At 71.4% G+C, this 22,611-nt stretch carries 23 protein-coding genes; 6 read left to right on the top strand and 17 right to left on the bottom strand.

Features of this window, described 5'->3' with window-relative positions; all coding sequences use genetic code 11:
* Positions 1–3: 3 nt before the first annotated feature.
* From mutM to OJ962_RS23695, 10 genes are all read right to left on the bottom strand, one after another.
* Entirely contained in the window at positions 4–846 is an 843-nt protein-coding gene (gene mutM, locus OJ962_RS23740) for a bifunctional DNA-formamidopyrimidine glycosylase/DNA-(apurinic or apyrimidinic site) lyase (protein WP_202954250.1), read from the bottom strand.
* A gap of 14 nt (positions 847–860) precedes the next feature.
* Positions 861–2,144 (bottom strand): gluzincin family metallopeptidase, encoded by a 1,284-nt coding sequence (locus OJ962_RS23735; RefSeq protein ID WP_270006647.1) that lies wholly within the window; start codon positions 2,142–2,144, stop codon positions 861–863.
* Positions 2,145–2,241: 97 nt separating this feature from the next.
* Complete coding sequence (locus OJ962_RS23730; protein ID WP_202954248.1) at positions 2,242–3,393, bottom strand: phosphopentomutase; 1,152 nt, start codon at positions 3,391–3,393, stop codon at positions 2,242–2,244.
* Between the two features lie 63 nt (positions 3,394–3,456).
* Positions 3,457–4,407, bottom strand: a complete 951-nt coding sequence (xerD, locus tag OJ962_RS23725) for a site-specific tyrosine recombinase XerD (RefSeq protein ID WP_202954247.1) — start codon at positions 4,405–4,407, stop codon at positions 3,457–3,459.
* A gap of 44 nt (positions 4,408–4,451) precedes the next feature.
* Positions 4,452–4,991 carry an NUDIX hydrolase gene (locus OJ962_RS23720; RefSeq protein WP_202954246.1) on the bottom strand — a complete coding sequence of 180 codons (540 nt, stop codon included), beginning with the start codon at positions 4,989–4,991 and terminating at the stop codon, positions 4,452–4,454.
* Complete coding sequence (locus OJ962_RS23715) at positions 4,988–6,094, bottom strand: M20/M25/M40 family metallo-hydrolase (RefSeq protein WP_202954245.1); 1,107 nt, start codon at positions 6,092–6,094, stop codon at positions 4,988–4,990. The genes OJ962_RS23720 and OJ962_RS23715 overlap by 4 nt, the downstream gene beginning before the upstream one ends.
* Entirely contained in the window at positions 6,091–7,767 is a 1,677-nt protein-coding gene (locus tag OJ962_RS23710; RefSeq protein ID WP_202954244.1) for a CTP synthase, read from the bottom strand. The genes OJ962_RS23715 and OJ962_RS23710 overlap by 4 nt, the downstream gene beginning before the upstream one ends.
* Before the next feature lie 59 nt (positions 7,768–7,826).
* The gene (gene recN, locus OJ962_RS23705; RefSeq protein WP_202954243.1) at positions 7,827–9,488 is read right to left on the bottom strand and encodes a DNA repair protein RecN; all 1,662 of its coding nucleotides are present in this window, start codon (positions 9,486–9,488) and stop codon (positions 7,827–7,829) included.
* Positions 9,489–9,620: 132 nt separating this feature from the next.
* Positions 9,621–10,466, bottom strand: a complete 846-nt coding sequence (locus OJ962_RS23700; RefSeq protein ID WP_270006646.1) for an NAD(+)/NADH kinase — start codon at positions 10,464–10,466, stop codon at positions 9,621–9,623.
* A complete protein-coding gene (locus tag OJ962_RS23695; RefSeq protein ID WP_202954242.1) occupies positions 10,463–11,233 on the bottom strand; it encodes a TlyA family RNA methyltransferase in 771 nt (256 codons plus the stop codon). Before OJ962_RS23695 ends, OJ962_RS23700 begins: the two co-directional genes overlap by 4 nt.
* Before the next feature lie 46 nt (positions 11,234–11,279).
* On the opposite strand from OJ962_RS23695, the gene OJ962_RS23690 reads away from it, so the two are divergent.
* Positions 11,280–12,242, top strand: a complete 963-nt coding sequence (locus tag OJ962_RS23690; RefSeq protein WP_202954241.1) for a M10 family metallopeptidase domain-containing protein — start codon at positions 11,280–11,282, stop codon at positions 12,240–12,242.
* An 80-nt stretch (positions 12,243–12,322) separates the two neighbouring features.
* On the opposite strand, the gene OJ962_RS23685 is transcribed toward OJ962_RS23690, so the two are convergent.
* From OJ962_RS23685 to efp, 6 genes are all read right to left on the bottom strand, one after another.
* Entirely contained in the window at positions 12,323–12,793 is a 471-nt protein-coding gene (locus OJ962_RS23685; RefSeq protein ID WP_202954240.1) for a hypothetical protein, read from the bottom strand.
* 85 nt (positions 12,794–12,878) lie between these two features.
* Entirely contained in the window at positions 12,879–14,798 is a 1,920-nt protein-coding gene (dxs, locus tag OJ962_RS23680; RefSeq protein WP_202954239.1) for a 1-deoxy-D-xylulose-5-phosphate synthase, read from the bottom strand.
* The gene (locus OJ962_RS23675) at positions 14,795–15,673 is read right to left on the bottom strand and encodes a polyprenyl synthetase family protein (RefSeq protein WP_322101343.1); all 879 of its coding nucleotides are present in this window, start codon (positions 15,671–15,673) and stop codon (positions 14,795–14,797) included. The genes dxs and OJ962_RS23675 overlap by 4 nt, the downstream gene beginning before the upstream one ends.
* A gap of 20 nt (positions 15,674–15,693) precedes the next feature.
* Positions 15,694–15,897 carry a hypothetical protein gene (locus OJ962_RS23670; protein WP_202954237.1) on the bottom strand — a complete coding sequence of 68 codons (204 nt, stop codon included), beginning with the start codon at positions 15,895–15,897 and terminating at the stop codon, positions 15,694–15,696.
* Positions 15,878–16,297 carry a transcription antitermination protein NusB gene (nusB, locus tag OJ962_RS23665; protein WP_202954236.1) on the bottom strand — a complete coding sequence of 140 codons (420 nt, stop codon included), beginning with the start codon at positions 16,295–16,297 and terminating at the stop codon, positions 15,878–15,880. Before nusB ends, OJ962_RS23670 begins: the two co-directional genes overlap by 20 nt.
* The gene (gene efp / locus OJ962_RS23660; RefSeq protein WP_407697537.1) at positions 16,290–16,856 is read right to left on the bottom strand and encodes an elongation factor P; all 567 of its coding nucleotides are present in this window, start codon (positions 16,854–16,856) and stop codon (positions 16,290–16,292) included. Before efp ends, nusB begins: the two co-directional genes overlap by 8 nt.
* A 61-nt stretch (positions 16,857–16,917) precedes the next feature.
* Here efp and OJ962_RS23655 point away from each other — a divergent pair, with 61 nt between their 5' ends.
* From OJ962_RS23655 to OJ962_RS23635, 5 genes are read left to right on the top strand one after another with little or no spacing between them, the layout of a single operon-like run.
* Complete coding sequence (locus OJ962_RS23655) at positions 16,918–18,252, top strand: hypothetical protein (protein WP_202954235.1); 1,335 nt, start codon at positions 16,918–16,920, stop codon at positions 18,250–18,252.
* Between the two features lie 26 nt (positions 18,253–18,278).
* Positions 18,279–19,082 (top strand): M28 family metallopeptidase, encoded by an 804-nt coding sequence (locus OJ962_RS23650; protein ID WP_202954234.1) that lies wholly within the window; start codon positions 18,279–18,281, stop codon positions 19,080–19,082.
* On the top strand, positions 19,082–19,603 hold the full coding sequence (locus OJ962_RS23645) for a DUF2231 domain-containing protein (protein WP_202954233.1): 522 nt from the start codon (positions 19,082–19,084) through the stop codon (positions 19,601–19,603). The genes OJ962_RS23650 and OJ962_RS23645 overlap by 1 nt, the downstream gene beginning before the upstream one ends.
* Before the next feature lie 15 nt (positions 19,604–19,618).
* Positions 19,619–20,503 carry a bifunctional helix-turn-helix transcriptional regulator/GNAT family N-acetyltransferase gene (locus OJ962_RS23640; protein WP_202954232.1) on the top strand — a complete coding sequence of 295 codons (885 nt, stop codon included), beginning with the start codon at positions 19,619–19,621 and terminating at the stop codon, positions 20,501–20,503.
* On the top strand, positions 20,500–21,039 hold the full coding sequence (locus tag OJ962_RS23635) for an OsmC family protein (protein WP_202954231.1): 540 nt from the start codon (positions 20,500–20,502) through the stop codon (positions 21,037–21,039). The genes OJ962_RS23640 and OJ962_RS23635 overlap by 4 nt, the downstream gene beginning before the upstream one ends.
* On the opposite strand, the gene OJ962_RS23630 is transcribed toward OJ962_RS23635, so the two are convergent.
* Complete coding sequence (locus tag OJ962_RS23630) at positions 21,032–22,582, bottom strand: IPT/TIG domain-containing protein (RefSeq protein ID WP_202954230.1); 1,551 nt, start codon at positions 22,580–22,582, stop codon at positions 21,032–21,034. The genes OJ962_RS23635 and OJ962_RS23630 overlap by 8 nt on opposite strands.
* Positions 22,583–22,611 lie beyond the last annotated feature (29 nt).

Genomic DNA, 22,611 nt, shown 5'->3' with positions numbered 1-22,611 from the left:
GGTCTACGCCGCCTTGCGCCGCACGCGCGGGCGTGACTGACAGCGCTCGCACACGTAGGTGCCGCGCCCCGCGGCGCGCAGCTTGCGGACCGGCGTCCCGCAGTTCGGGCACGGCTCGCCTTCGCGCGTGTGCACGAGCATCTTGTCCTGGAAGGTCCCGCTGACGCCGTAGGGGTCACGGAAGTCGTCGATCGTCGCGCCCTTGGACTCGAGGCCCAGCATCAGCGCGTCCACGACCCCGTCCCGGATCGCCGCGCACTGCGCCCGCGTGAGGGTGTTCGCCGGCCGCAGCGGATGCACGCGCGCCCGGAACAGGGCCTCGTCGGCGTAGATGTTCCCGACGCCCGCGACCCGCTTCTGGTCGAGCAGGAAGGCCTTGACCGGTGCGCGGGACGTCTTCGCCAGCGCGTAGAGGTGCTCGGCGGTGAACGCGCGCTCGAGCGGCTCGACGCCGAGCCGCGCGTCGAAGAACGCGTCGCGCGCGACCGGCCCGAGCGCCAGCTCTCCCGTCCCGAACCGCCGGGGGTCGTCGAAGACCACCTCATGGTCACCAAGCCCGAAGCGCACGCGCACGTGCTTGCTCGGGGGTGACGGGTCCAACAGCAGCGTCCCCGTCATGCGCAGGTGCATCAGCAGGTAGACATCGTCCTCGAGCTCCCAGACGAGGTACTTGCCGCGCCGCCCGAGCGTCTCCACGCGCCGGCCGAGCAGCGCCGCGCGCATCTCCTCCGGCGCGAGCGGCCGGCACCAGCGGGCATCGAGGATGTCCACGGCCTCCAGCACCCGCCCTTCCACGTGGGGCGCCAGATGACCGCGGATCGTCTCGACTTCGGGAAGCTCGGGCATCGCGCCCGAAGAGGCTAGAAGGGCGACTGGGTGCGGGCGTACGCGTCGATGTCGGCCTCGACCTGGCCGATCGACCGCTTGAGCACCTTGCGGAAGACCTTGTTCGTCAGCGCCTTGCCCGGACGGCCCTTGATCTTCTCGCTGTTGTACGCCGAGTAGAGCTTGAGCAGCGTCTTGGCCCCACCGTACTTGTCGGCGATCGTGTACGCCGCCGCGGACGAGTAGGAGTAGGCGAACGTGAGCGGGATCGAGGACATCTTGTGCAGGATGTCCGGCTTGGACAGCCGGCTGAGCGAGAGCGCGGCCTTGGCGGGCGCCTGCTTGGAGGAGTCCTTGAGCTGGGCGCCGCTGAGCAGCGCGCCCGCGTCACCGGCGCGCTTGTCGCCGGACGCGTACATCGCGATGCCTTCCACGAGCCAGTCCGGTACGCGGCCGCCGGTGCGGTTGGCGAGCGCAATGTGGACGAGCTCGTGCGCGATCGTCTGGCGCCGGCCGGAGCGCGAGTCCTTGCCGTAGGAGCGCCAGAGGACGAACACGCGCTGGCCGGCGACATCGGTCACCCGCTTGGCCGAGCCCTCCGTGAACACCTGCGACTCCGCGATGGCGACGAGCGCGCTCAGCGTCTTGAGGTCCTTCGTCAGGGCGCGCGTGTCGTTGCTGTTGCGGTTGACGATCACCAGGACCTTGCCCGGCACCTTGACGCCCTTCAGGCCCTGCTTCATGCGCGAGCGGCCCTTCTCGAGGTCGGTCATCAGGCTGCCGACCTTCATGCTCGCGGGCGCGAGCGCGAGGAAGTGCTTGCTCGTGCGCGCCTTGTAGCGCGTGTGCTCCCAGGGCGCGAGCATGCCGGCGGACGGCCGGTCCCTGGAGACACGCCAGCCGCCCTCGGTCTTCTTCACCGTCATCCGCGACGTCTTGACGTAGAACGTGTCGATCTCGTCGAAGCGGTAGACCATGTTGACCCGCAGCGTGCCGCGGTTGCCGTCGACCTCCGTGCCTTCCGCGGTCAGCCGCACGTCGCTGATCGGAAGCGCCTTCGCGTTCGCGATCGCGCGCTCGTCCTTCTTGGCCTGCGAACCGGTCGAGGTCTTCAGGAACCCGGCCGAGTCGCCGTCGCGCAACGCCGCCGCGCGGTCGGCCAGCAGGCGGTTGAGCTGCTCGCTGTCGCTGGGCGCCTTGGTGGCGGCCGGCTTGGGCTTGGACTGACCGGACGTCTGCGTCGACGCCCGCTTGGTCTCCTGGGGGGCGGTGTCGCCGCTGCCGCCGCATCCGGCGATCAGCAGGGCCGTGGCGGTCACTGCCGCCAACTGCGAGGTGTGAAGCAGTGAACGCACGATGAGTGGGTGCCCCGGTTGCGGCGACTCCTCACCCTACGTCTGGCGCAAATTTGGTGGTTTAGACGAAAGGGGTGCCAGGAAGCGCCGCGTCGCGGCCGGTCAGCCACCGCAGGACCGAGGCACCGACGTCAGCGAACGGACCGTCATGGCGCTTTCCGCCGTGTCCGTCGAAGCGCGCGAGCAGCGGCGCGTGCTCGCGCGTGTGGTCGGTGCCGGGCGTCGTCGGGTCGCAGCCGTGGTCGGCCGTGATGACCAGCAGGTCGCGCGCCGGGTCCAGCCGCTCCAGCCACTCGCCCACCTCGGCGTCGATCGCCTTCAGCGCGCCGTGGTAGCCCGGGACGTCGTTGCGGTGGCCGTAGACCTGGTCGGTCTCGACGAGGTTGGTGAACACGAACCCGCCTTCGAGCGAGTCGATCAGCTCGGCCGTCGCGGCGAGCGCCCTCGCGTTCGTCGGCCCCTTGTGCTGACGGTCGACGCCGACGCCGTCGAACACCTGCCCGATCTTGCCCACCGTGTGTACCGGCACGCCCGCGGCCTGCAGCTCCTGCATGTAGGAGCGCCCGGGCGGCGGCAGCGCGAGGTCCTTGCGACCATCGGTGCGCACGAACGCGCCGGGCGAGCCCTTGAACGGGCGCGCGATGACCCGCCCGACCGCGTGCTCGCCGTGCATGATCTCCCGCGCCGCGGCGCACGCCGCGTACAGCTCCGCCGGCGGCACCTCGTCGACGTGCGCCGCGATCTGCAGCACCGAGTCGGCCGACGTGTAGACGATCAGGTCGCCCGTGGCCAGGTGCTGCTCGCCGAAGTCCTCGATCACGCCCGTGCCGCTGTAGGTCCGGTTGCACAGGACCCCGCGGCCGGTGGCGTCGCGCAGCTCATCGATGATCTCGGGCGGAAAGCCGTCCGGGTAGGTCCGCAGCGGCTGCGGCGTGACGACGCCCATCAGCTCCCAGTGCCCGGTGATCGTGTCCTTGCCCGGGCCGAGCGGGTGCAGACGCCCGTGCACCACGCGGTCCGGCGACGGCGCCACGCCGACGAGCGGGAGGATGTCCCCGAGGCCGAGCTGCTGGAGCACCGGCAGGTCGAGGCCGCCGGTCGCCTCCGAGAGGTGCTGCAGCGTGTTGGTGCCCTCGTCGCCGTAGTCGGCCGCGTCGGGCAGGGCCCCCGCGCCGCAGGCGTCGATGACGATGACGAAAGCCCGCTTGCTCACGGCGCCGATTCTGGCAAAGGCGCCCGCGGCGCCCGCGCCCGATGCCGACCGGGCATCGTCGCCCTACCGCATCTTGGCGCGCGGGTGGGCGTCGAAGTAGACGTCCTTGAGCCGGTCCGCGGACAGGTGCGTGTAGAGCTGGGTGGTGGCGATGTCGGCGTGGCCGAGCATCTCCTGCAGGCTGCGCAGGTCGCAGCCGCCCGCGAGCAGGTGCGTCGCGAACGTGTGCCGGAGCGTGTGCGGGCTCATGCGCTCGGCGAGGCCGGCCGTGGCCGCATGGCGCTGCACGATCTTGTAGAGGCCCTGGCGGGTGAGCCCGGCGCCGCGATGGTTGACGAACAGGCGCGACTCGAGCTTGTCGCCGACGAGCTTGCCGCGGCCCCTGGCCAGGTAGGCGTTGACGGCGCGGGTCGCGGCCGAGCCGACGGGCACGATCCGTTCCTTGGAGCCCTTCCCGCGCGCTCGCAGGATGCCGATCTCCAGGTCCAGGTCGCCGGTCTCGAGGTCGATCGCCTCCGACGCGCGGAGCCCGCACGCGTACATGAGCTCCAGCAGCGCGCGGTCGCGCAGCGCCGGCGGCTCGGTGCCGCGCGGCTGCTCGAGCAGCTTGGCCACTTCGTCGCGGCTGAGCACGTGCGGGAGCCGGCGACTCTGTTTGGGGGCGCGCAGGTTCGCGGTCGGGTCGGTGTCGAGCTCGCCCTGGCGCCGGAGGTGGCGGTAGAACGAGCGCAAGCAGGCGACCTTGCGCTGGAGGGTCGCGGGCGCCACGGGCGGCTTGTCGCCGTCCCCCGCCGCGAGGCTGGACACGAAGCCCGCGAGGTCGGAGTGCGTGACGGCGAGCGCGTCGCGGCCCTTCAGGTAGGCGCCGTACTGGAGCAGGTCCGAGCGGTAGGCCTCGAGCGTGTTGCGCGAGAGGCCCCGCTCGAACTCCAGGTAGGCGAGGAAGTCGAGCAGCAGGTGCTCGAACGGCTGAGCGTGTGCGGGCGTGGCAAGGGGAGCGTCGGCGACGGCCATCCCTGTCTCGTTCGCGGCGGCCCGCCCGAGCCCTCCGCCTGCAATCAGCGGTTCATGCGGTCCCGGAAGCGGTACAGCGCGATCAGCGTCTTGGAGTCCGTGTTCGACGCCAGGACCTCGTCGAGCTCGCTGAGCGGGCGGATCTCGACGTCGATCCGCTCGTTCTCGTGGACCTCGGGCCGTTCGTCGACGTCGCTGATGCCGGTCGCCAGGAACAGGTGGATCTCCTCGTTCGTGAAGCCCGGCGTGGTGAAGAACGAGCCCAGCGACTCCCACTCGGACGCCTGCTTGCCGATCTCCTCAGCGAGTTCGCGCTTCGCGGTGTCCAGCGGGTCCTCGCCCTCCTCGTCGAGCTTGCCGGCGACGATCTCGAGCAGGTCGGGGACGCCGACCGCCTCGCGCGGCTGGCGGACGAAGACCAGCTGCTCGCCGTCGAGCACCACGACGCCGACCGCCCCCGGGTGCGTCACGAGCTCGCGCTTGACCTCTTCTCCGTCCTCGTGGCGGAACGTCCCACGTTCGACGTCGAAGAACTTGCCTTCGAAGATCGTCTCGTTGGCGATGCGCTCGAACCGTGAGCTCATGCGGCGGCAGCCTCCTGCAGAAGTGTGAATCCGATGTCGAGCATGGCTTCCAGCGCGTACTGCGGCACGCGCTCGGTCGGCTCGTGGTTGTTCTGCGTGCCGTTGGCGACGTTTACGCACGGGATGCCCGCGGCCTCGAACACGTTTGCGTCCGAGGCGCCGCCCGTCGCAATCCGCTTCGGCTCGTAGCCGTGCGCCGTCAGCGCCGCCTCGGCCGCGACCACCGCGGGCGAGGACGGCTTCTGGCGGTAGCCGACGACCTGCTTCTCGGTGATCACGTCCACATCGCAGGCGCCGTGGGCCGCCCCGTCGTGCAGCGCGTCGATCACGCCCGCCAGGACCTCCTCGGCCTTGTCGGGATCCACCGAGCGCACCTCGGCCAGCAGGCGGGCGCGCTCCGGGACGACGTTGGTGGACTCGACGCCGCCGTGGAAGAAGCCGAGGTTGGCGGTGGTCTGCGGGCCGATCCGCCCGTGCGGCATGTGCGCCGCGGCGTGCGCGGCGGCGAGAATCGCGGAGTGCCCTTCCTCGGGGCGTAGCCCGGCGTGGGCGGACTTGCCGAGGAAGTGCGCCTCGATCCGGTACAGCGTCGGCGAGGAGGTGACGATCTCGCCGATCGGCGTCGCGTGGTCGAACACGTAGCCGAACTCCGCCTGCAGCTGCGACGCGTCGAAGCGCTTGGCGCCGAGCAGCCCGACCTCCTCCTGCACCGTGAACACGAGCTCGACGCCGACGGGCGAACTTTCGATGCTGCACCGGCGCGCGATCTCCAGCAGCATCGCGACCGCGGCCTTGTTGTCGGCCCCGAGGATGCCGTCATGCTCGTTCTCCCACGCGCCGTCCACGAGCACCGGCTCGATCGGCGCGTGCGCCGGCACGGTGTCCAGGTGCGCGCACAGCAGAACCGTGCGCTCCCCGCGACCCTTGACCCGCGCGAGCAGGTTCCCGGCCTCGTCGCGGATCACCTCGAGCCCCATCCCGCGCAGCTCGCGCTCAACGCGCTCCGCGCAGGCCGCTTCGTCCCCCGACGGGGAGACGATGCGGCACAGGTCTACGAAGGTGTCGTTGAGCCGGGCTTTCTCCGCCTCGCTCGCGGGCCTCACCGCGCGGCGGCCGGTTCCTCGCTCGTGGCGAGCTCGTGCGGGCGCAGCTCCTCGGCGCGGCCGAGCGCGGCGGCGACGAAGTCCCGGAACAGCGGCTCGGGCCGCTCCGGGCGCGACTTGAACTCTGGGTGGTACTGGGACGCGACGAAGAACGGATGCTCGGGAATCTCGATGATCTCGACCAGGCGCTCGTCCGGCGACGTGCCCGAGCACACGAGCCCGGCGGCCTCGATGCGCTTGCGCAGGAAGTTGTTGACTTCGTAGCGGTGGCGGTGACGCTGGTAGATCACGGCCTCGCCGTAGATCTCGCGGGCCCGGGTGTTCGGGTGCAGCTTGATCGGGTCCGCGCCCAGGCGCATCGTGCCGCCCATGTCCGCGACTTCCTTCTGCTCGGGCAGCAGGTCGATCACGGGGTACGGCGTCTCAGGGTCGAACTCCGTGGAGTTTGCGCCGTCCATGCCGACGACGTGGCGGGCGAAGTCCGCCACCGCCATCTGCATGCCGAGGCAGATGCCCAGGAACGGGATCTTCTGCTCGCGGGCGATCCGCGCCGCGGTGATCTTGCCCTCGATGCCGCGCACGCCGAAGCCGCCCGGGATGAGGATGCCGTCCGCGTTCGCGAGCCGGGCCCGCACCTCGCCGTCGTCCAGCGTCTCGGAGTCCACCCAGTCGATGTCGATGCCGCGACCGAGCTCGAAGCCCGAGTGGCGCAGCGCCTCGACGACCGAGAGGTACGCGTCCTCGAGTTGCACGTACTTGCCGACCAGCGCGATCCTCACCGGCGGCCGGTTCTGCGCCTCGGTCGCCTGACGGACCAGCCGCTCCCACCCGCTCAGCTCCGGCGGGCCGGCCTCGAGCCCGAAGTGCTCGAGGATGAAGCTGTCCACGCCCTCGTTGCGGTAGTAGAGCGGGATCTTGTAGATGTTGTCGACGTCCTGGCCGGACACGATCGCCTCGGGCGGCAGCGACGCGAACAGCGCGATCTTCTTGCGCACGTCCTGCGGCAGCCCCGCCTCGGAGCGGCAGATCAGCATGTCCGGCGCGATGCCGATGCGACGCAGCTCGTTGACCGAGTGCTGCGTCGGCTTCGTCTTGAGCTCACCCGCGTGCCCGATGTACGGCACGAGCGTGAGGTGGATGAACATGACGTTGCGGCGGCTCACGTCCACCGGGAACTGACGGATCGCCTCCAGGAACGGCAGCGACTCGATGTCGCCCACCGTGCCGCCGATCTCGGTGATCACGACGTCGACGTCCTGCGTCTCGCCGATCAGCCGGATGCGGTGTTTGATCTCGTCCGTGATGTGCGGGACGACCTGCACGGTGCCGCCGAGATAGTCGCCGCGGCGCTCCTTGCGGATCACCGAGTTGTAGATCGCGCCTGCGGTCACGTTCGACGCGCGTGAGGCGTTCGCGTCCGTGTAGCGCTCGTAGTGGCCGAGATCGAGATCCGTCTCGGCGCCGTCCTCGGTGACGAAGACCTCGCCGTGCTGGAACGGCGACATCGTGCCGGGATCGACGTTGATGTACGGGTCGAACTTCTGGATGGCCACCTTGAGCCCGCGTGAGACGAGCAGTCGGCCGATGGAGGCGGCGGCGATCCCCTTCCCGAGAGAAGAGACCACTCCCCCTGTGATGAAGATGTAGCGGGTTCGCGGCCTGGGTTCGGGCATGGGTTTCAAGCTCCTTATGTCGCCTCCATGAGGATAGAGCGGCGAGCGGCGGGGACCAGTCATGCGGCCTTCAGCAGCTCCTTCGCGTGCCGCCGGGCCGCCGAATCCTCGCGGTCGGCGCCCAGCATGCGGACGATCTCGCCGACGACCTCCTGCTTGCGCAGCTCCGTCACGGTCGTGCGGGCGGTCTCGCCCGAGGTGTCCTTGACGATCGTGAAGTGGCGGTCCGCCATCGACGCGATCTGCGGCAGATGGGTGATGCAGATCACCTGACGGCCGGCGGCCAGCTCGCGCAGCTGCTCGCCCACGGCACGGGCCGTCACGCCGCCGATGCCCGCGTCGACCTCGTCGAATACGAGCGTCGCCGGGCCGGCCTCGGCCGCGGCGCCCATCAGGGCCAGCATCACGCGCGACAGCTCGCCGCCCGACGCGATCTCGCGCAGCGGGCCGGCGGGCACGCCGGGGTTGGGCGCGATCAGGAAGTCGACCTCGTCTGCGCCGCTGGGCGCGTACTCGCGCGGCGACAGCGCGGCGGTGAACTCCGCGCCTTCCATCGCCAGCGCGCCCAGCCGCTCGCGCACCGCTTCGGCGAGCGCCACGCCGGCGGCCTCGCGCGCCGCGCTGAGCGTGCGCGCCCGCCGCTCGAGCTCGGCGCGGACCTCGGCCAGCTCGCCCTCGACCTCCTCGATCGCCTCCTCGGCGCCGACGAGCTCGTCGCGGCGGGTGCCGCACTGCTCGGCGTAGGCCAGCACCGCGGCGATCGTCCCGCCGTGCTTGCGCTTGAGCCGTTCGAGCAGCGCCATGCGCTCCTCGACCTCGTCGAGGCGCCCGGGCGCGGCCTCGACGCCCTCGGCGTAGCGGTGCAGGTCGTGCAGCAGGTCCTCGGCCTCGATCGCGAGCGCGCGGATGCGGGCGCCGAGCGCGTCCAGCTCGGCGTCGACACCCGTGACGCCGTCCATCGCCTGCGCGGCCGCGGCGAGCGCGATCGCGGCGCCGCCACCCCCGTCCTCGTCGCCGGCCAGGGCCGCGGAGCCGGCGGCCGCGGCGGCGCGCAGCGCCTCGACGTGCCGGAGCCGGTCGCGTTCGGACTCGAGCGCGAGCTCCTCCTCCTCGCTCGGTGCGGCCCGCTCGATCTCGCCGAGCTCCCACTCGAGCAGGTCCAGCTCGCGATCCCGCGCCCCCGCACGTTCGCGCAGCTCCTGCAGGCGCTCTTGAAGAACGCGCTCGCGCGCGTAGGTCTCGCGATACGCCTCGCGGCGACCCGACTGGTCGGCACCCGCGAAGCCGTCGAGGATCTCCAGCTGGGCCGAGTGCAGCATGAGCTTGCGGCTCTCGTGCTGCCCATAGAAGGACAGCAGCGCGGTGCCGGCGTCTCGCAGCTCAGCCGCCGTGGCGCTGCGGCCACCGAGGTACGCGCGTGTGCGCCCCTCCGCACTCACGCGCCGCGCGAGGACGAGTTCCTCGGCGTCCTCCGCGATCCGGTCCCCCAGCAACGACCGCAGCTCGTCCGGCAGCGTGAAGACGCCCTCCACGTATGCCTCGGCCGCTCCCGGGCGCACGATGCCCGAGCGTGGCTTGCCGCCCAGCAACAGGTCCAGCGCGTGCGCGAGCACCGTCTTGCCCGCGCCCGTCTCCCCTGTGAGCACGTTCAGCCCCGGACCGAGGCGCAGCTCGGCCCGTTCGATCAGGAGCAGGTTCTCGACGCGCAGTTCGTGGAGCACGTCGAGTGGTTTACCAGCGGGTCAGGACGGATCACCGTCGAACAGGTGTTCTGTTGCAGAATTGGCACACTTTTGGAACAGACACGTTGCACTTTCCCTGGCACAGTGGCGGCCATGGAACGGCTGCGGCGACTAGCGCGCAAGGCGACCGAAGCGCTCGCGCAAGCGGTGGTAGAAGCTTGCTCCGGGAAGCTGTGCCAGCGTGCCGTGCGTGAGGCCGAACGCGACGTGGATGTCCTCACCGGGCGAGAGCTCGAGCGTGGGCCGGCCGTCCACGTGAATTTCCACCGGCTCTTCGCGCGAGGCGTTGTTGATCGTCAGCTCGTCCTGCGGCGCCACGACGAGCGCGCGGGCCGTGAGCGAGTGTGGCGCGATGAAGGACACGACGTAGCCCTCCACGCCCCAGGCCAGGACCGGGCCGCCGTTGGCGAGGTTGTACCCCGTCGAGCCCTGCGGCGTGGCCACCACCAGCCCGTCGCAGCGGACACGGCCGATCTCCTCGCCGGCGAGCGCGTAGGCGAGATCGGCCACGCGCAGGCCGGCCTTGCGGTGCACGGAGATGTCGTTGAGCGCGCTCCAGGTGCCCTCGGGGCGCCCGACGGAGATCGTCGGCAGCTGGATCGTCTCGAACTCCGCGGCGAACGCACGCTCGAAGTCCTGGGCGAGGCCGTCGGGGTCGATCGTGGCGAGGAAGCCGACCTCGCCGTAGTTGACCGCGAACACGGGGACGCCGGTGCCGGCGTAGCGGCGGAGCGCGGTGAGGATCGTGCCGTCGCCGCCGAGGACGAGGCACAGATCGATGTCGTCGCCCGGGTCTTCGACGATCTCGATGAACGGCGCGGTCTCGATCTCGTGCTTGGTCGCTTCGTCGGGCGTGAGGCGCAGCGTCACCCGCCGGCGGCGGGCGGTCTCGAGCAGCAGCAGGATGGCCTCGTGCGTGTCGCTCGGCCGGCGGTGGGTGACGACGGCGGCGATCACCAGGCGTCCACCTCGGCGACGGCGCCGGGTCGGCCGGGCTCGGCGAGCCACAGGAACGTCTCGCGGTTGCCGGACGGGCCCTCGAGGGCGGACGGCGCGCTGCCCATCACGGCCACGTCGACGGACGCCGCCACGGCGCTGACGGCTTCGCGCCGGAGGGCGAGGTCGCGCACGACGCCGCCCTTGCCGAGCCGCTCCTTGCCGACCTCGAACTGCGGCTTGACCATCGCGAGGCAGTCGAACGTCGGCGCCGTGCTCGCGAGCACCGCGGGCAGGACCTTCGTCAGCGAGATGAACGACACGTCGATCACGACCAGGTCCGGCGCGTACGGCAGCTGGTCCGGCGTGATGGCGCGGGCGTTCGTGCGCTCGATGACGGTCACGCGCTCGTGCTCGCGCATGCGCCAGTCGAGCTCGCCGTACGCGACGTCGAGCGCAATCACGTGCTCGGCGCCGCGTTGGAGCAGGCAGTCGGTGAAGCCGCCGGTGGAGGCGCCGACGTCGAGCGCCTTGCGCCCTTCGACGGGCACGTTGAGGGTGTCCAGGGCATTGGCGAGCTTGACGCCGCCACGTGAGACGTACGGCGGCGGGCCCCGCACCTCGAGCTCGACCTCGGGGTCGACGAGCTGGCCGGGCTTCTCGGCGCGGCGACGGCCCGGGCCGATGTGGACGTCACCGGCGATCACGGCCGCGGCCGCGCGCGTCCGTGACTCGAACAAGCCGCGGTCCGCGAGCAAGGTGTCCAGGCGGACGCGGGGCACGGCCATGAACGGTACTCAAGCCCGTCCCGTGGGCCGCCGATACGTACCTCAGATGCGTCCCGTCCTCGCCTCCGTCGGTCTCGCCCTGCTCGCGTTCCCCGCGTCCGCCTCCGCCGTCGAGCTCAACTACGAAGCTCCGGCCGCCTCGATCTCACGCGGTGCTCCGCTGACGTTCGCGGTGCGGACCGACGCGCCCGAGAGCAGCGTCGTCGTGCGGGTCTCCGGCGGGAACGAAATCGATGAGGACGGCCTGCTCACGGGGCCCGAGGGCACCTGGCTTGACGAACCGGCCACCCAGGCGCTCGAGGACCTGCAGGTCTGGAGCGTGCCGAACGCGTCGATCCTGCGCCAGCGTCCCGGGCGCTACCACTGGCAGGCGTACGTGTCCGGCGACGGCGCCGACCGTCCGATCGGCCCGGTCCGACAGCTGACGGTGACGCTGCCCGCCGTCGATCGCGGGCGCGGCAAGCTGTACCCGAAGTTCGGCCGCAAGGGCTCGGCGGGCTTCCTCGTGTCGACCGCGAACCTGCCGGCGTCGGTCTCCAAGACGCGCTTGAAGACCCTCGCGCGGACGACGGCGAAGCGGTGGAACCTGAAGGCGGGCACGACGACGAAGCTCCTCGCGGGCGTGGAGGACGGCCGCAGCGTCGCCGGCTTCTCCGCCGATGTCCCGAGCGGAACACTCGGCGTCCAGACGGACTACCTGCGCAACGGCCGCGTGGTCGAGCGCGACCTCGCGCTGCACGCCGCCGAGAACTGGGCCGCCGGCCCGAATTACCCCGCGCTGGACGAGATCGACCTCGAAAGCGTCCTCCTCCACGAGTTCGGCCACATGGCCGGCAACAAGCAGCACGAGTCGCGCTGCGTGAACTCTCCGCTCGACGAGGTGCTGGGCGCCGGCGAGTGGTGGCGCGGCGCCCGCGATCACTGGTTCGGCGACTGCACGGCGGCGGTCAGCGCCGCGTCGGCGCTCCGCGCGAAGGCGTTCGCGCACCGCGTCGTGCGCGTGGACTGACGGCGCGATCCGTCGGGTGCCTGTGTCGTCCTACCGCCGCTTTCCGACAGTAGGACGACACACCCGGCAGGCTGAGCTCGCTAGAGACGCGGGACGAGCGGCGTCATGGGCTGCGTCGGGAACGACGGCGGCGGCGCGCCCGGCCGGACGATCACGTGGCCCGGCATCGAGCGCGGGCCACGCGAGACGAACACGTACATGTTCGGCACGTTGAACCGGCAGGTGCCCGACCAGCCGGGGCCGCTCGGAACGCGGGGCAGCGGCGGGACCGGACCCAGATCGGGGCCCGCGGTCTGCGTGCAGGACGTCGGCTTGAGGGCGAGGTAGTCGACGTTGTGGGGGATCGTGCCCGCGGGGTACGCGAACGCGACGCTCTGCCCGGCGTAGATCGTGACGTACGAACTTCCGTCCTGCGAACCCACGAAACGGTGATCGGTGACCGTGAACGACGCGGCGACACCGGTCTGACCGGCGGCCACAGACGGCGACGCGGCCGCGGCGACGGCGGCCCCCGCCAGCGCCAGGACGGCGCGACGGCAACGGATGGACATCAACGGCTCCCCCTTCCGGGACGATGGTGCACCCCAGAGGAGCTACGCAGGGACGCCTGCGCGGGTTCGGCCCGCGCGTCAGCGTCTAGACGCCCAGGCGGTCGAGGACCGCGGCCTCGACGCGGGCGGCGATCGCCTCGGCGGTGAAGCCGACCTCTTCGTGCAGGAGGGCCGGGGCGCCGTGGGTGACGTAGGCGTCCGGCAGGCCGACGCGCAGGATGCGCGGCGCGACGGCGCCCTCGTCGGCGAAGGACTCCCAGACGGCGGTGCCGAAGCCGCCCTGGAGGACGCCTTCCTCGACCGTGACGAGCAGATCGTGGTCGGCGGCCAGGGAGGCGAGCAGGAGCTTGTCCAGCGGCTTGCAGAAGCGGGCGTCGGCGACGGTGACGTCCATGCCGCGCTCGGCCAGCAGGTCGGCGGCGCCGAGCGCCTTGCCGACGCCGGTGCCGTAGCCGACCAGCGCGACGCGCTCACCCTCGCGGAGGATCTCGCCGGTGCCGACCGGGATGAGCTCGGGCGCGGACGGGAGCTCGACGCCCACGCCAGCCCCACGCGGGTAGCGCAGCGCGGCCGGGCCGTCGATCTGCAGCGCCGTGTGGAGCATGTGGACGAGCATCGCCTCGTCGCGCGGCGCCATCAGCGTCATGTTCGGCAGCGGGCGCAGGTAGGCGATGTCGAAGACGCCGTGGTGGGTCGGGCCGTCGTCGCCGACCAGCCCGCTCCGGTCCATGCAGAAGGTGACGGGCAGCTTCTGCAGGCAGACGTCGTGGACGATCTGGTCGAAGGCGCGCTGCAGGAAGGTGCTGTAGATGGCCGCCACCGGGCGCATCCCGGACAGAGCGGCGCCCGCGGCGAACAGCACGGCCTGCTGCTCGGCGATGCCGACGTCGAAGTAGCGGTCGGGCATCGCCTTCTGCAGGATCGAGAGCCCGGTGCCGGAGTTCATCGCGGCGGTGATGCCGATGACGCGCTCGTCGCGCTCGCACTCGCGCACCAACGCCTCGCCGAAGACGGTCGTGTACTGCGGCGGGGCGGGCGTCGACGACGGACGGGACGGAGCGGGCATCCGCTGCGAGATCGACTTCGGCTTGGCGGCATGCCACTTCTCCATGCCCTCCAGGCCGCCGTCCTCGGCGGGCGCGAAGCCCTTGCCCTTGACGGTCGCGCAGTGGATGACGACGGGACGCTCGGCCTCGAAGGCGGTCTTCAGCGCGCGGCGCATGGCACGCACGTCGTGGCCGTCGATCACGCCGAGGTAGGCCCAGTCGAGCTCCTCCCACCACAGGCCGGGCGCCCAGAAGGCCTTGACGGACTCCTTGAAGCGCGGGCCGAGGCGCTCGAACGCGGCGCCGATGCCCGCGGGCAGCTTGGTGAGCTTCTCCTCGACGCCCTCGCGCGCCTCCCACAGCCCCGGGTCCAGCCGGACGCGGTTCATGTAGCGGGACAACGCGCCGACGTTCGGCGAGATCGACATGCCGTTGTCGTTGAGGATCACGACGATCGGGGTCCCGAGGCCGCCGGCCTGCGAGACGGCCTCGAACGCGACGCCGCCCGTCATCGACCCGTCGCCGATGACCGCGACGACCTTGCCGTCCTCGGTCGCGCCGCGGAGCATCGCCTCCTTGATCCCGACGGCGTAGCCGATCGAGGTGGAGGCGTGGCCGGCGCCCATGATGTCGTGCTCGGACTCGAAGCGCGCACAGAACGGGGCCAGGCCGCCGTACTGCCGGATGGTCGGGAGCTGATCGCGGCGCCCCGTGAGGATCTTGTGCGGGTAGGCCTGGTGGCCGACGTCCCACAGGACCTTGTCGCGCGGCGAGTCCATCAGCGAGTGGAGCGCCACCGCGATCTCGCACGTGCCGAGGTTCGCGCCGAAGTGCCCGCCGATCTCACCGACCGTGTCGATCAACAGCTCACGGACCTCCTGCGCGACGGTCTGCAGCTCGTCCTCCGACAACGCGTGGAGGTCCTGAGGCCGGTCGATGCGGGAGAGAAGTGAGGTCATGAAGTGCGGGTGGCGATGAAGTCGGTGATCTGTCTCAGCTCGTCCGCACTGTCGGGAGCCGCCCGATCAAGCGCGGCCCGGGCGTTGCGGTGCGATTCTTCGGCCATGGCCCGGGCCCCGTCAAGCCCGTAGCGGCTCACGTAGGTCACCTTGCCGTGACGCTCATCGCTTCCCTGCGGCTTGCCGAGCGCGACGTCCGTGCCGGTCACGTCGAGGATGTCGTCGACGATCTGGAACAAGACCCCGAGCTCTGACGCGAACGCACGGAAGTCAGCCAGTGTAGTGGAGCGAACCGTCTCGTCGGCCAAGAGCAGCGGGCATTCGATGGCGGCGCCGATCAGCCGGCCGGTCTTGAGCTCGTGCAGGCGGCGCAACTTCTCCTCGCCCGCGTTCTCGAGCCCCTGGATGTCGATGAACTGCCCGCCGACCATGCCGCGGACCCCCGACGCCGTCGTCAGCTCGGCCAGCGCGGCCAGCACCCGGTCGGGCTCGCCCCGCTGTTCTGTCAGCACCAGCCGCATCGCTTCGGCATACAGTGCGTCGCCCGCGAGGATCGCGATCGCCTCGCCGTAACGCACGTGACACGTTGGACGCCCGCGCCGCAGCGAGTCGTCGTCCATCGCCGGCAGGTCGTCGTGGATCAGCGAGTAGGTGTGGATGAGCTCGAGCGCGGCGGCCAGCGGGAGCACGTGCTCGGTCGGCATCCCGACGGCGTGCGCGGTCGCGAGCGCGAGCACCGGCCGGATGCGCTTGCCACCGGCCAGCAGCGAGTAGCGCATCGCCTCCTCGAGCCCGTCCGTGTCGGCCTCGTCGCTGAAGCGCAGACCCCCGAGATAGGTCTCGATGTCGGTCCGGAGATGGTCCGGGAACGCCACGGCCGGGTTCGATGGGCGCGTCAATTGAGCGCCATCTGGCCGGGGGCCACGGGCACGTCCGCGGCGCGGACCTGGCGATCCAGCTCGGCGCCCGCCTCGGCGGCGACCCGCGCGCATTCCTCGACGAGCGCGGCGGCGCGATCCGTCGGCAGCTCACCCGCGCGCAGCGTGACGGCGGCGTGCTCGAGCCGCTCGATCAGGCGCTCAAGACTGTCCTGAGGCATTCGGGTCGGGAATGCTAGTCCGCATGACGGCGGCGAGGATGCCGTTGACGAAACCGGGCGCCTCGGCGCCGCAGAACGCCTTCGCCGTCTCGACGGCCTCGTCGATCGCGCCCTCGGGCGGGATCGGCGTGTCGGCCTCGACCACGTCCGGGTGCAGCATCTCGAGCAGCGCGGTGCGCAGGATCGCCTTCTCCAGCGGCGCGATCCGGTCCAGCGACCAGTTCTTCGCGTGCCGGGCGATGTGCCCGTCGAGCTCCTCGGTGTAGTCCGCGGTCGCGTGGGCGAGCGCGCGGGTGAACGGGAGCGCGTCCCGCTCGAACACGTCGTCGAGCGGGCGCTTGGTCAGGTCGTGCTGGTAGAGGGCGAAAACCGCCGCGCGACGCTGCTCAGACCTACGCACGCGACATGTACGAGCCCGAGCGGGTGTCGACCTTGATCCGGTCCCCGATGTTCACGAACAGCGGGACGTTCACGGTCGCGCCGGTCTCCAGCGTCGCCGGCTTGTTGCCGCCGCCGGAAGCCGTGTCACCACGCACGCCGGGCTCGGTGTGCGTGACCTCGAGCTCGACGCTCGCGCTGAGCTGGATGTCGGCCGGCTCGCCGTCGATGTAGAGCATGTCGACGGTCTCGTTCGGCTTGATGTACTTCAGCGACTCCTCCACGCTGGACTCCGCGAGCGCGATCTGCTCGAACGTCTCACCGTCCATGAAGTGCGCGTCGGTGCCGTCGGCGTAGAGGAACTGCATCTTCCGCGCCTCGGTGTGGATCGGGCGAAACTTCTCGCCCGCTCGGAACGTCCTATCGATCACAGCCCCGTCGGCCGCCCGGCGCAGCTTGGTGCGGACGAACGCCCCGCCCTTCCCGGGCTTGACGTGCTGGAACTCGAGGATCTTGAAGACGGTGCCTTCGACCTCGATGTGATTTCCGTTCTTGAACTGGTTGGTGGAGATCGTGGGAATCAGCCCCTCGGCGAACAGGCTCAGCGTGCGGCTGAAGAGCGTAGCTAGTGGGACCGTCGCGATGCTTGCGCTCGCGGCTCCGGCGGCGGCGGCGCCGCCGTGGAGTCCACCGGTCGCGATCCCGGCGGCTGACGTTCCGCCGCGCCTGGACGCCAACACGCTCGACCAGGCGAGCTTCGTCCCGCACGTCAGCGCGGGCAAGTTCGAGGCCGGGCCGCAGCTCGTGTGGTGGCGCGGCGGCGAGGACTCGCGCGTGCTGGTCGCGCTGAACGGGACGCAGACGCTGCGGGTGCGCACCTCGCGGTCGGCCGTGGCGGCCTCGCGCTACGCCCAGTCGCGCGTGCTGACGCTGGACGCGCGCATCCCCGACCGCGACAACCTCGAGCGAAGGCAGCTCGGCTACCGGATCGGCGACGCGGGCCTCTCCTCCCTCGGCGCCGTGCGGGAGATCGGCGGGCCGCGATCGATCGCGTCCGTGCCGCAGCTGGCGGTCAACGCCGACGGCGCGGCGATCGCCGCCTGGCGCCACATCGTGCGCGGCCGCTCGGACGAGGTCCAGGTCTCCTACCGCCCCGCCGGCGGGCGCTTCTCGGAGATCCGCACGCTCGCGAACACCGGGATCGACCCCGACTCGATCGTGGGCGTCGGCATCGACACCGGCGACCGGGCGATCGTCGCCTACTCGCGCGACCGGCAGCTGGCCGTGCGCGTGATCCGCGTGAAGACGGGCTGGACGTCGGCGGAGGCGCGCGTGGCGCCGCCCGGCGGGCAGCGCGGGCCCGTGGAGATCGTCGTCGGCACCGGGGAGCCGGGGATCGCGGTCGTCGCCTGGCGCGCGTACCCGGTCACGGAAGGGCCGACCGGGCACGTGGACGCGGCCGCCGCGATCCTGCCGAACGGGTCCAACCGCCCGCGACCCGCGGTCTCGTTGGCCGAGGGCGACCTCGTCGGCTACCCGCGCGGGCCGATCGCGGCGACGGTCGACGCCACGGGCCGCCCCGTGGTGGCGTGGACGGTGCCCGCGCGGCCCGGCGTGTCGGTGCCGACGGCGGCGATCGCGAACCAGGCCGGGGTGTTCGGCCCGCCGGTGGCGCTGGACTCGTCAGGCTCGATCGGCTCGCTGATCCGCGTCGGCGACGGCGTCGCGGTCAGCTGGCTGCGGGAGACGCCCGGGCCCGAAGGGCACGGCAGCCCCCTCGGCGTGTTCGCCTCCCTGACCGGACCCGACGGCGCGTTCGGGCCGCCCGAGCTGATCGACGACGCCTCGCGCGGGACTGGCTACGACGGGCTGCAGCCGCCCGGGTTGGGCATGATGAACAACGGTCGGGCGCTCGCCGTCTACGCCGACATCAACGCCAACGCGGCCGAGGGCGAGGCGCGGGTCAGCGCGCGCTGAGACGCCCTGTGTGGCACATTCGTCGCGTGCTGGCAACGACTTTGTGCTGCGCGGCCCTCGCCGCCGCGCCGAGCGGGAGCGAGGCGTACACCTTCGCCGTGTCACTCGCCCGCGACGGCGAGCGGCCCGCCGCGAGCGCGGCCGAGCGCAAGGCGCACCAGCGCGTCGCGGCGCGGTTCCGCGCCGTCGGGCTGCGGGTCGGGTACGAACGCTTCACCGTCCCCGGCAAGGGCCGGTCGCGCAACGTGATCGGCATCCGGGACGCGCCGGGCGACTGCCTGGTGATCGCGATGGCGCACGCGGACACCGTCCCGCCCTCGCCCGGAGCGCACGACAACGCGTCCGGCGTCGGCACGCTGGTCGCGCTGGCCCGCTCGCTCGCCACCGACCCCACGCCCGCGTGCGACGTCTGGCTGGTCGCGACCGGCGCCGAGGAGCGCCCGTACACCGGCACGCCCGACCACCTCGGCGCCTCCGCGCTCGTCACGCGGTTGCGACGCATCGACCGCCTGAAGGACGTCCGGCTCGCGCTCTCGCTCGACGAAGTGGGCCGCGGCTCGAAGTTCGACCTGCACAGCACGGCTTCGAGCCCGCGCGCGAACGTCGAACGGCGGCTGATGAAGCCCGGCGTGCGCTGGGTGCGCGACCCACGTGGCGAGGGCAACTCCGACCACCGCGAGCTCGCTCGCGCCGGGGCGCCCGCGGCCAAGCTCGGCGTCCCCAGCGAGCCGTGCCGGCACACCGCCTGCGACACCCCTGACCGGCTGGAACGCTCGGCCTTCACGCGCGTTCTGCGCATCGTGTGGCCGTTGCTGCGAACCTGGCGCTGATGAGAGACCTTCGGCCGTTCGTCGTCGGCGCCGCCGTGCTGAGCCTTGTGCTGTGGCCGGTCCAGATCAGCAGCGCGTTCGGCCTGCCCGCGCACCCGCTCATCCTTCACGTGCCCGTCGTCTTCGTCCCGCTGCTGGGCCTCGCGACGCTGATCGCGGTCGCCAAGCCCGGTTGGTTCGGCGTCCCGCTCGCGGCCTTCGCGGTCGTCACCCTCGCCGCCACGCTGCTCACCGTCGGCGCGGGCGAGGCCTTCCTGGAGAGCAAGCCGCGTCTCCAGGGCGACCCCACGATGAAGGACCACCAAGGTGCCGGCGAGACCGTCCGCTTCACCATGGCCCTCCTCACGGCCGCGCTGGTCGCGCTGCTGTGGGCCAAGCGCGGCGCGGCCAACGTCGCGCTGCGGGTGGTCGCGGTCCTGATGGCGGTGTCCGCGATCGGCTTCACGATCCGCACGGGCCACCTCGGCGCGAAGCTCGTCTGGGAGGACGACGGCCAGGAGTTGACTGAGTCAACGAAATAGTTGACACTGTCAAGCATGGCGACGACGGAACACGTCGAGGCCGTGCGCGCGTTCAACCGCTTCTACACGGCCAAGATGGGACTCACACGCGGCAGCTACGCCCGCCCGCTGCCTGAGGTGCGGGTGCTGTACGAGCTCGGCCAGGGCACCGAGGAGGTGGCCGCGCTCAAACAGGCGCTGCGCATCGACGCGGGTCAACTCAGCCGCGTCATCGCGAAGCTCGAGGAGCAAGGGCTCGCGAGCCGCCACGTCTCCCCCGCCGACGCCCGCCGGCAGCTCGTGCGCCTGACCGACAAGGGCCGGGAGCGGTTCGCGCAGATGGACGCCGAGTCCGCGCAGCAGGTCGGCGCGGTGCTCGACGAGCTCGGCGACGCCGCCGGCGTGGTGGAGGCGATGCGGAGCCTGCAGAGCGCGATCGAGCCCCAGGGCACGCTGACGCTGCGCGACCCCGAGCCCGGCGACCTCGGCTGGATGGTGCAGCGCCACGGCGAGCTCTACGGGCGCGAGTACGGCTACGACCAGAGCTTCGAGCGGCTCGTCGCCCGCATTGCCGCCGACTTCGACCCGGCCACCGACCGCGCCTGGATCGCCACGATCGACGGCGAGCGCGTCGGCGCGATCCTGTGCGTCCACGTCGACGCAGCCACCGCCAAGCTGCGGACGCTGCTCGTCGAGCCCAAGGCCCGCGGGAAGGGCGTCGGCGGCGCCCTCGTCGGCCAGGTGGTCCGCCACGCCCGCACGCGCGGCTACCGCACACTGACGCTCTACACCAACGCACACCTGCACAGCGCGCGCCGCCTGTATGAGCGCGCCGGCTTCACGCTCACGCACGAAGAGCCCGAGAACGCGTTCGGCCACGAACACGTCGCACAGACCTGGTCGCTTACCCTCAACCCATGAACCGCGACGAGCTGCGCGCGCTCCAGGCACCGCTGAAGAGCCGCTACAAGGAAGACCCGAACGAGGCCTTCATCACGCTGAAGGCCAAGGGGACGGTGGGTGACGGCGTCAGCTGCAACGTCGAGACGGGCCGCGCGATCGCCCAGGCCGGCCTGCACCCGCTGACGGGCGGCGACGGCAGCCTGCTGTGCTCGGGCGACATGCTGCTGGAGGCGCTGGTCGCGTGCGCCGGCGTCACGCTGCAGGCGGTCGCGACCGCGATCGAGGTGCCGATCACCGAGGGGCGCGTGTTCGCCGAGGGCGACCTGGACTTCCGCGGCACGCTGGGCGTCGACCGGGAGGCGGCGGTCGGCTTCTCCGACATCCGCCTGCGCTTCGAGGTCGACACGCCCGCTGACGACGAGCAGCTGGCCACGCTGCTCAAGCTGACGGAGCGCTACTGCGTGGTCTTCCAGACGCTCAACGGCGCCCCGAAGCTGACCGCCGAGATGACGAGGGCCCGCACCGAGCGGGCCCTCGAGAACTCGGCTAGTTGAGGACGAGCGGCTCCCACTCGGTGTCGAACGGCGGGTACTTCTGCCCGATGGTCGGGTGGATCGGGCACGTCCGCGAGAAGCGATCCGGCAGGCACGGGTTGAACGGGTTCACGAGCGCCTTGTTCGGGACCGACGAGTCGTGGATCGCGGAGCCCGTGTCGCAGTTGGCCGCCTGGATCGGGTAGTTGCCGGCCAGGCTGCGGCTGAGCTCCATGATGTTCGGCACGTCGTCGAAGTCCTGGTCGTCGGCGCCGTCGACGATGCCGTCGCCGTCGCTGTCGTTGTCGTAGGCCTTCGTGCCCGCGTACTTGATCGGGTACGCGTTCTCGTTGGAGTAGCAGGCCTCCCACCAGTCCCGGGTCATCGGACCGGAGACCTCGTGGTAGTTGGTCAGGCCGTCGGCGTCCTCGTCACGCTCGTTGTCGGAGACGTAGAGGTCGCTCTCGACGTTCCAGTAGTCGGGCGTGGTGCCTCCGACGCGGTCCATGTTGGTGATGTTGTGCGTCTCCAGGACGCCCTCGGTCATCGGGTCCGAGAAGATGCCCGGGACCGACCGCAGCGTGACGGACTCGAAGCCGTAGGTCGCCAGCCAGGTGCGGAACGTCTGCGGCGGGGCGTACGTGGCCACCAGCTGCGTCGGCTGGCGGCGGCCGTTGCCACCCGTGAGCTGCGACAGCGAGTACTGCGCCCCGTCCGTGTACGACAGCGGCGTCAGCGTGCGCGACGCGGTGAAGTTGACCTCGTACGTGTACTTCCAGAGCTTGTACTCGTCGTCGAGCGTGAGGCTGTCGCCGTCGTAGTCGACGTCCGCGTCCTTGAACAGCGGGTTCGGGTACGGGGTCTTCGCCGGGAACGGGATGGCCGTGTTCGGCGCCTGGTAGTCGTCGTTGTTGAGGTCGATCGCGGACTGGTACTCGAAGCCATCCTCGACGCCGTCGCCGTCGGTGTCGCCGACGCACGGGTCGAGCTTGAGGGAGAGCTCGAGCGGGTCCGGCAGCAGGTCGTTGTCGTCGTCGGCGTCGGCGCTGTTGAGGGTGCGGTCGCCGTCGCAGTCGCCGTCCGGAGCCGGCGGGATGCCCGCGCCGTCCGAGACGCCGCCCGCGCCGCCACCGGCGTCGGCGATCCGCTCCGGCGCGATCAGCGGGGACTCCTTGACCGAGGTGAAGGCCTTGCCGAGCTTGCCGGCGAGCACGCGCACGCGGAACCGCGTCACGGTCGGCTGGCCGCCCTGGGTCAGCATGTACTTCTCGAGCGACTTCGGCAGGACGACCGTGAGCTTCTTGGTCGTGCTGACGTCGGCCTTGACGAACAGGGCCTTGCCGCCGTCGCGGCGGAACAGCACGCTGTTCTTGGCCTTGCCGCGCTTGAAGTGCTTGCCCGTGATCGTCAGCTTCGCGCCGACGTAGGCCGTCTTCGGCGTCACCTTGGTGATCACCGGCGTCTTTTTCGTCGCCGCGCCCGCCGTGGCGGGCACGACGAGCGCGCCGAGCGCGGCCACGGCCACGGCGCGGCGCAGCTGGCGGGTGCGGGGTCGAAATACCATCGCTCCCGGTATCGACCGATCCGCCGACC

The organism is Solirubrobacter deserti (genome assembly GCF_027587175.1).
In the GTDB taxonomy this organism is placed as follows: Bacteria; Actinomycetota; Thermoleophilia; order Solirubrobacterales; family Solirubrobacteraceae; genus Solirubrobacter; species Solirubrobacter deserti.
Note: the sequence above shows the minus strand (reverse complement) of the source record. Positions and strands in the feature narration are given on the sequence as shown.

Excerpts from the sequence above, each read along its gene's own strand:
- OJ962_RS23695 (WP_202954242.1), bottom strand. The coding sequence starts at position 11,233 with ATGGCCGTGCCCCGCGTCCGCCTGGACACCTTGCTCGCGGACCGCGGC.
- OJ962_RS23630 (WP_202954230.1), bottom strand. The coding sequence starts at position 22,582 with ATGGTATTTCGACCCCGCACCCGCCAGCTGCGCCGCGCCGTGGCCGTG.
- OJ962_RS23690 (WP_202954241.1), top strand. The coding sequence starts at position 11,280 with ATGCGTCCCGTCCTCGCCTCCGTCGGTCTCGCCCTGCTCGCGTTCCCC.
- OJ962_RS23645 (WP_202954233.1), top strand. The coding sequence starts at position 19,082 with ATGAGAGACCTTCGGCCGTTCGTCGTCGGCGCCGCCGTGCTGAGCCTT.
- OJ962_RS23710 (WP_202954244.1), bottom strand. The coding sequence starts at position 7,767 with ATGCCCGAACCCAGGCCGCGAACCCGCTACATCTTCATCACAGGGGGA.
- xerD (WP_202954247.1), bottom strand. The coding sequence starts at position 4,407 with ATGGCCGTCGCCGACGCTCCCCTTGCCACGCCCGCACACGCTCAGCCG.
- OJ962_RS23655 (WP_202954235.1), top strand. The coding sequence starts at position 16,918 with ATGCTTGCGCTCGCGGCTCCGGCGGCGGCGGCGCCGCCGTGGAGTCCA.
- mutM (WP_202954250.1), bottom strand. The coding sequence starts at position 846 with ATGCCCGAGCTTCCCGAAGTCGAGACGATCCGCGGTCATCTGGCGCCC.
- OJ962_RS23720 (WP_202954246.1), bottom strand. The coding sequence starts at position 4,991 with ATGAGCTCACGGTTCGAGCGCATCGCCAACGAGACGATCTTCGAAGGC.
- OJ962_RS23635 (WP_202954231.1), top strand. The coding sequence starts at position 20,500 with ATGAACCGCGACGAGCTGCGCGCGCTCCAGGCACCGCTGAAGAGCCGC.
- OJ962_RS23685 (WP_202954240.1), bottom strand. The coding sequence starts at position 12,793 with ATGTCCATCCGTTGCCGTCGCGCCGTCCTGGCGCTGGCGGGGGCCGCC.
- dxs (WP_202954239.1), bottom strand. The coding sequence starts at position 14,798 with ATGACCTCACTTCTCTCCCGCATCGACCGGCCTCAGGACCTCCACGCG.
- OJ962_RS23670 (WP_202954237.1), bottom strand. The coding sequence starts at position 15,897 with ATGCCTCAGGACAGTCTTGAGCGCCTGATCGAGCGGCTCGAGCACGCC.
- OJ962_RS23640 (WP_202954232.1), top strand. The coding sequence starts at position 19,619 with ATGGCGACGACGGAACACGTCGAGGCCGTGCGCGCGTTCAACCGCTTC.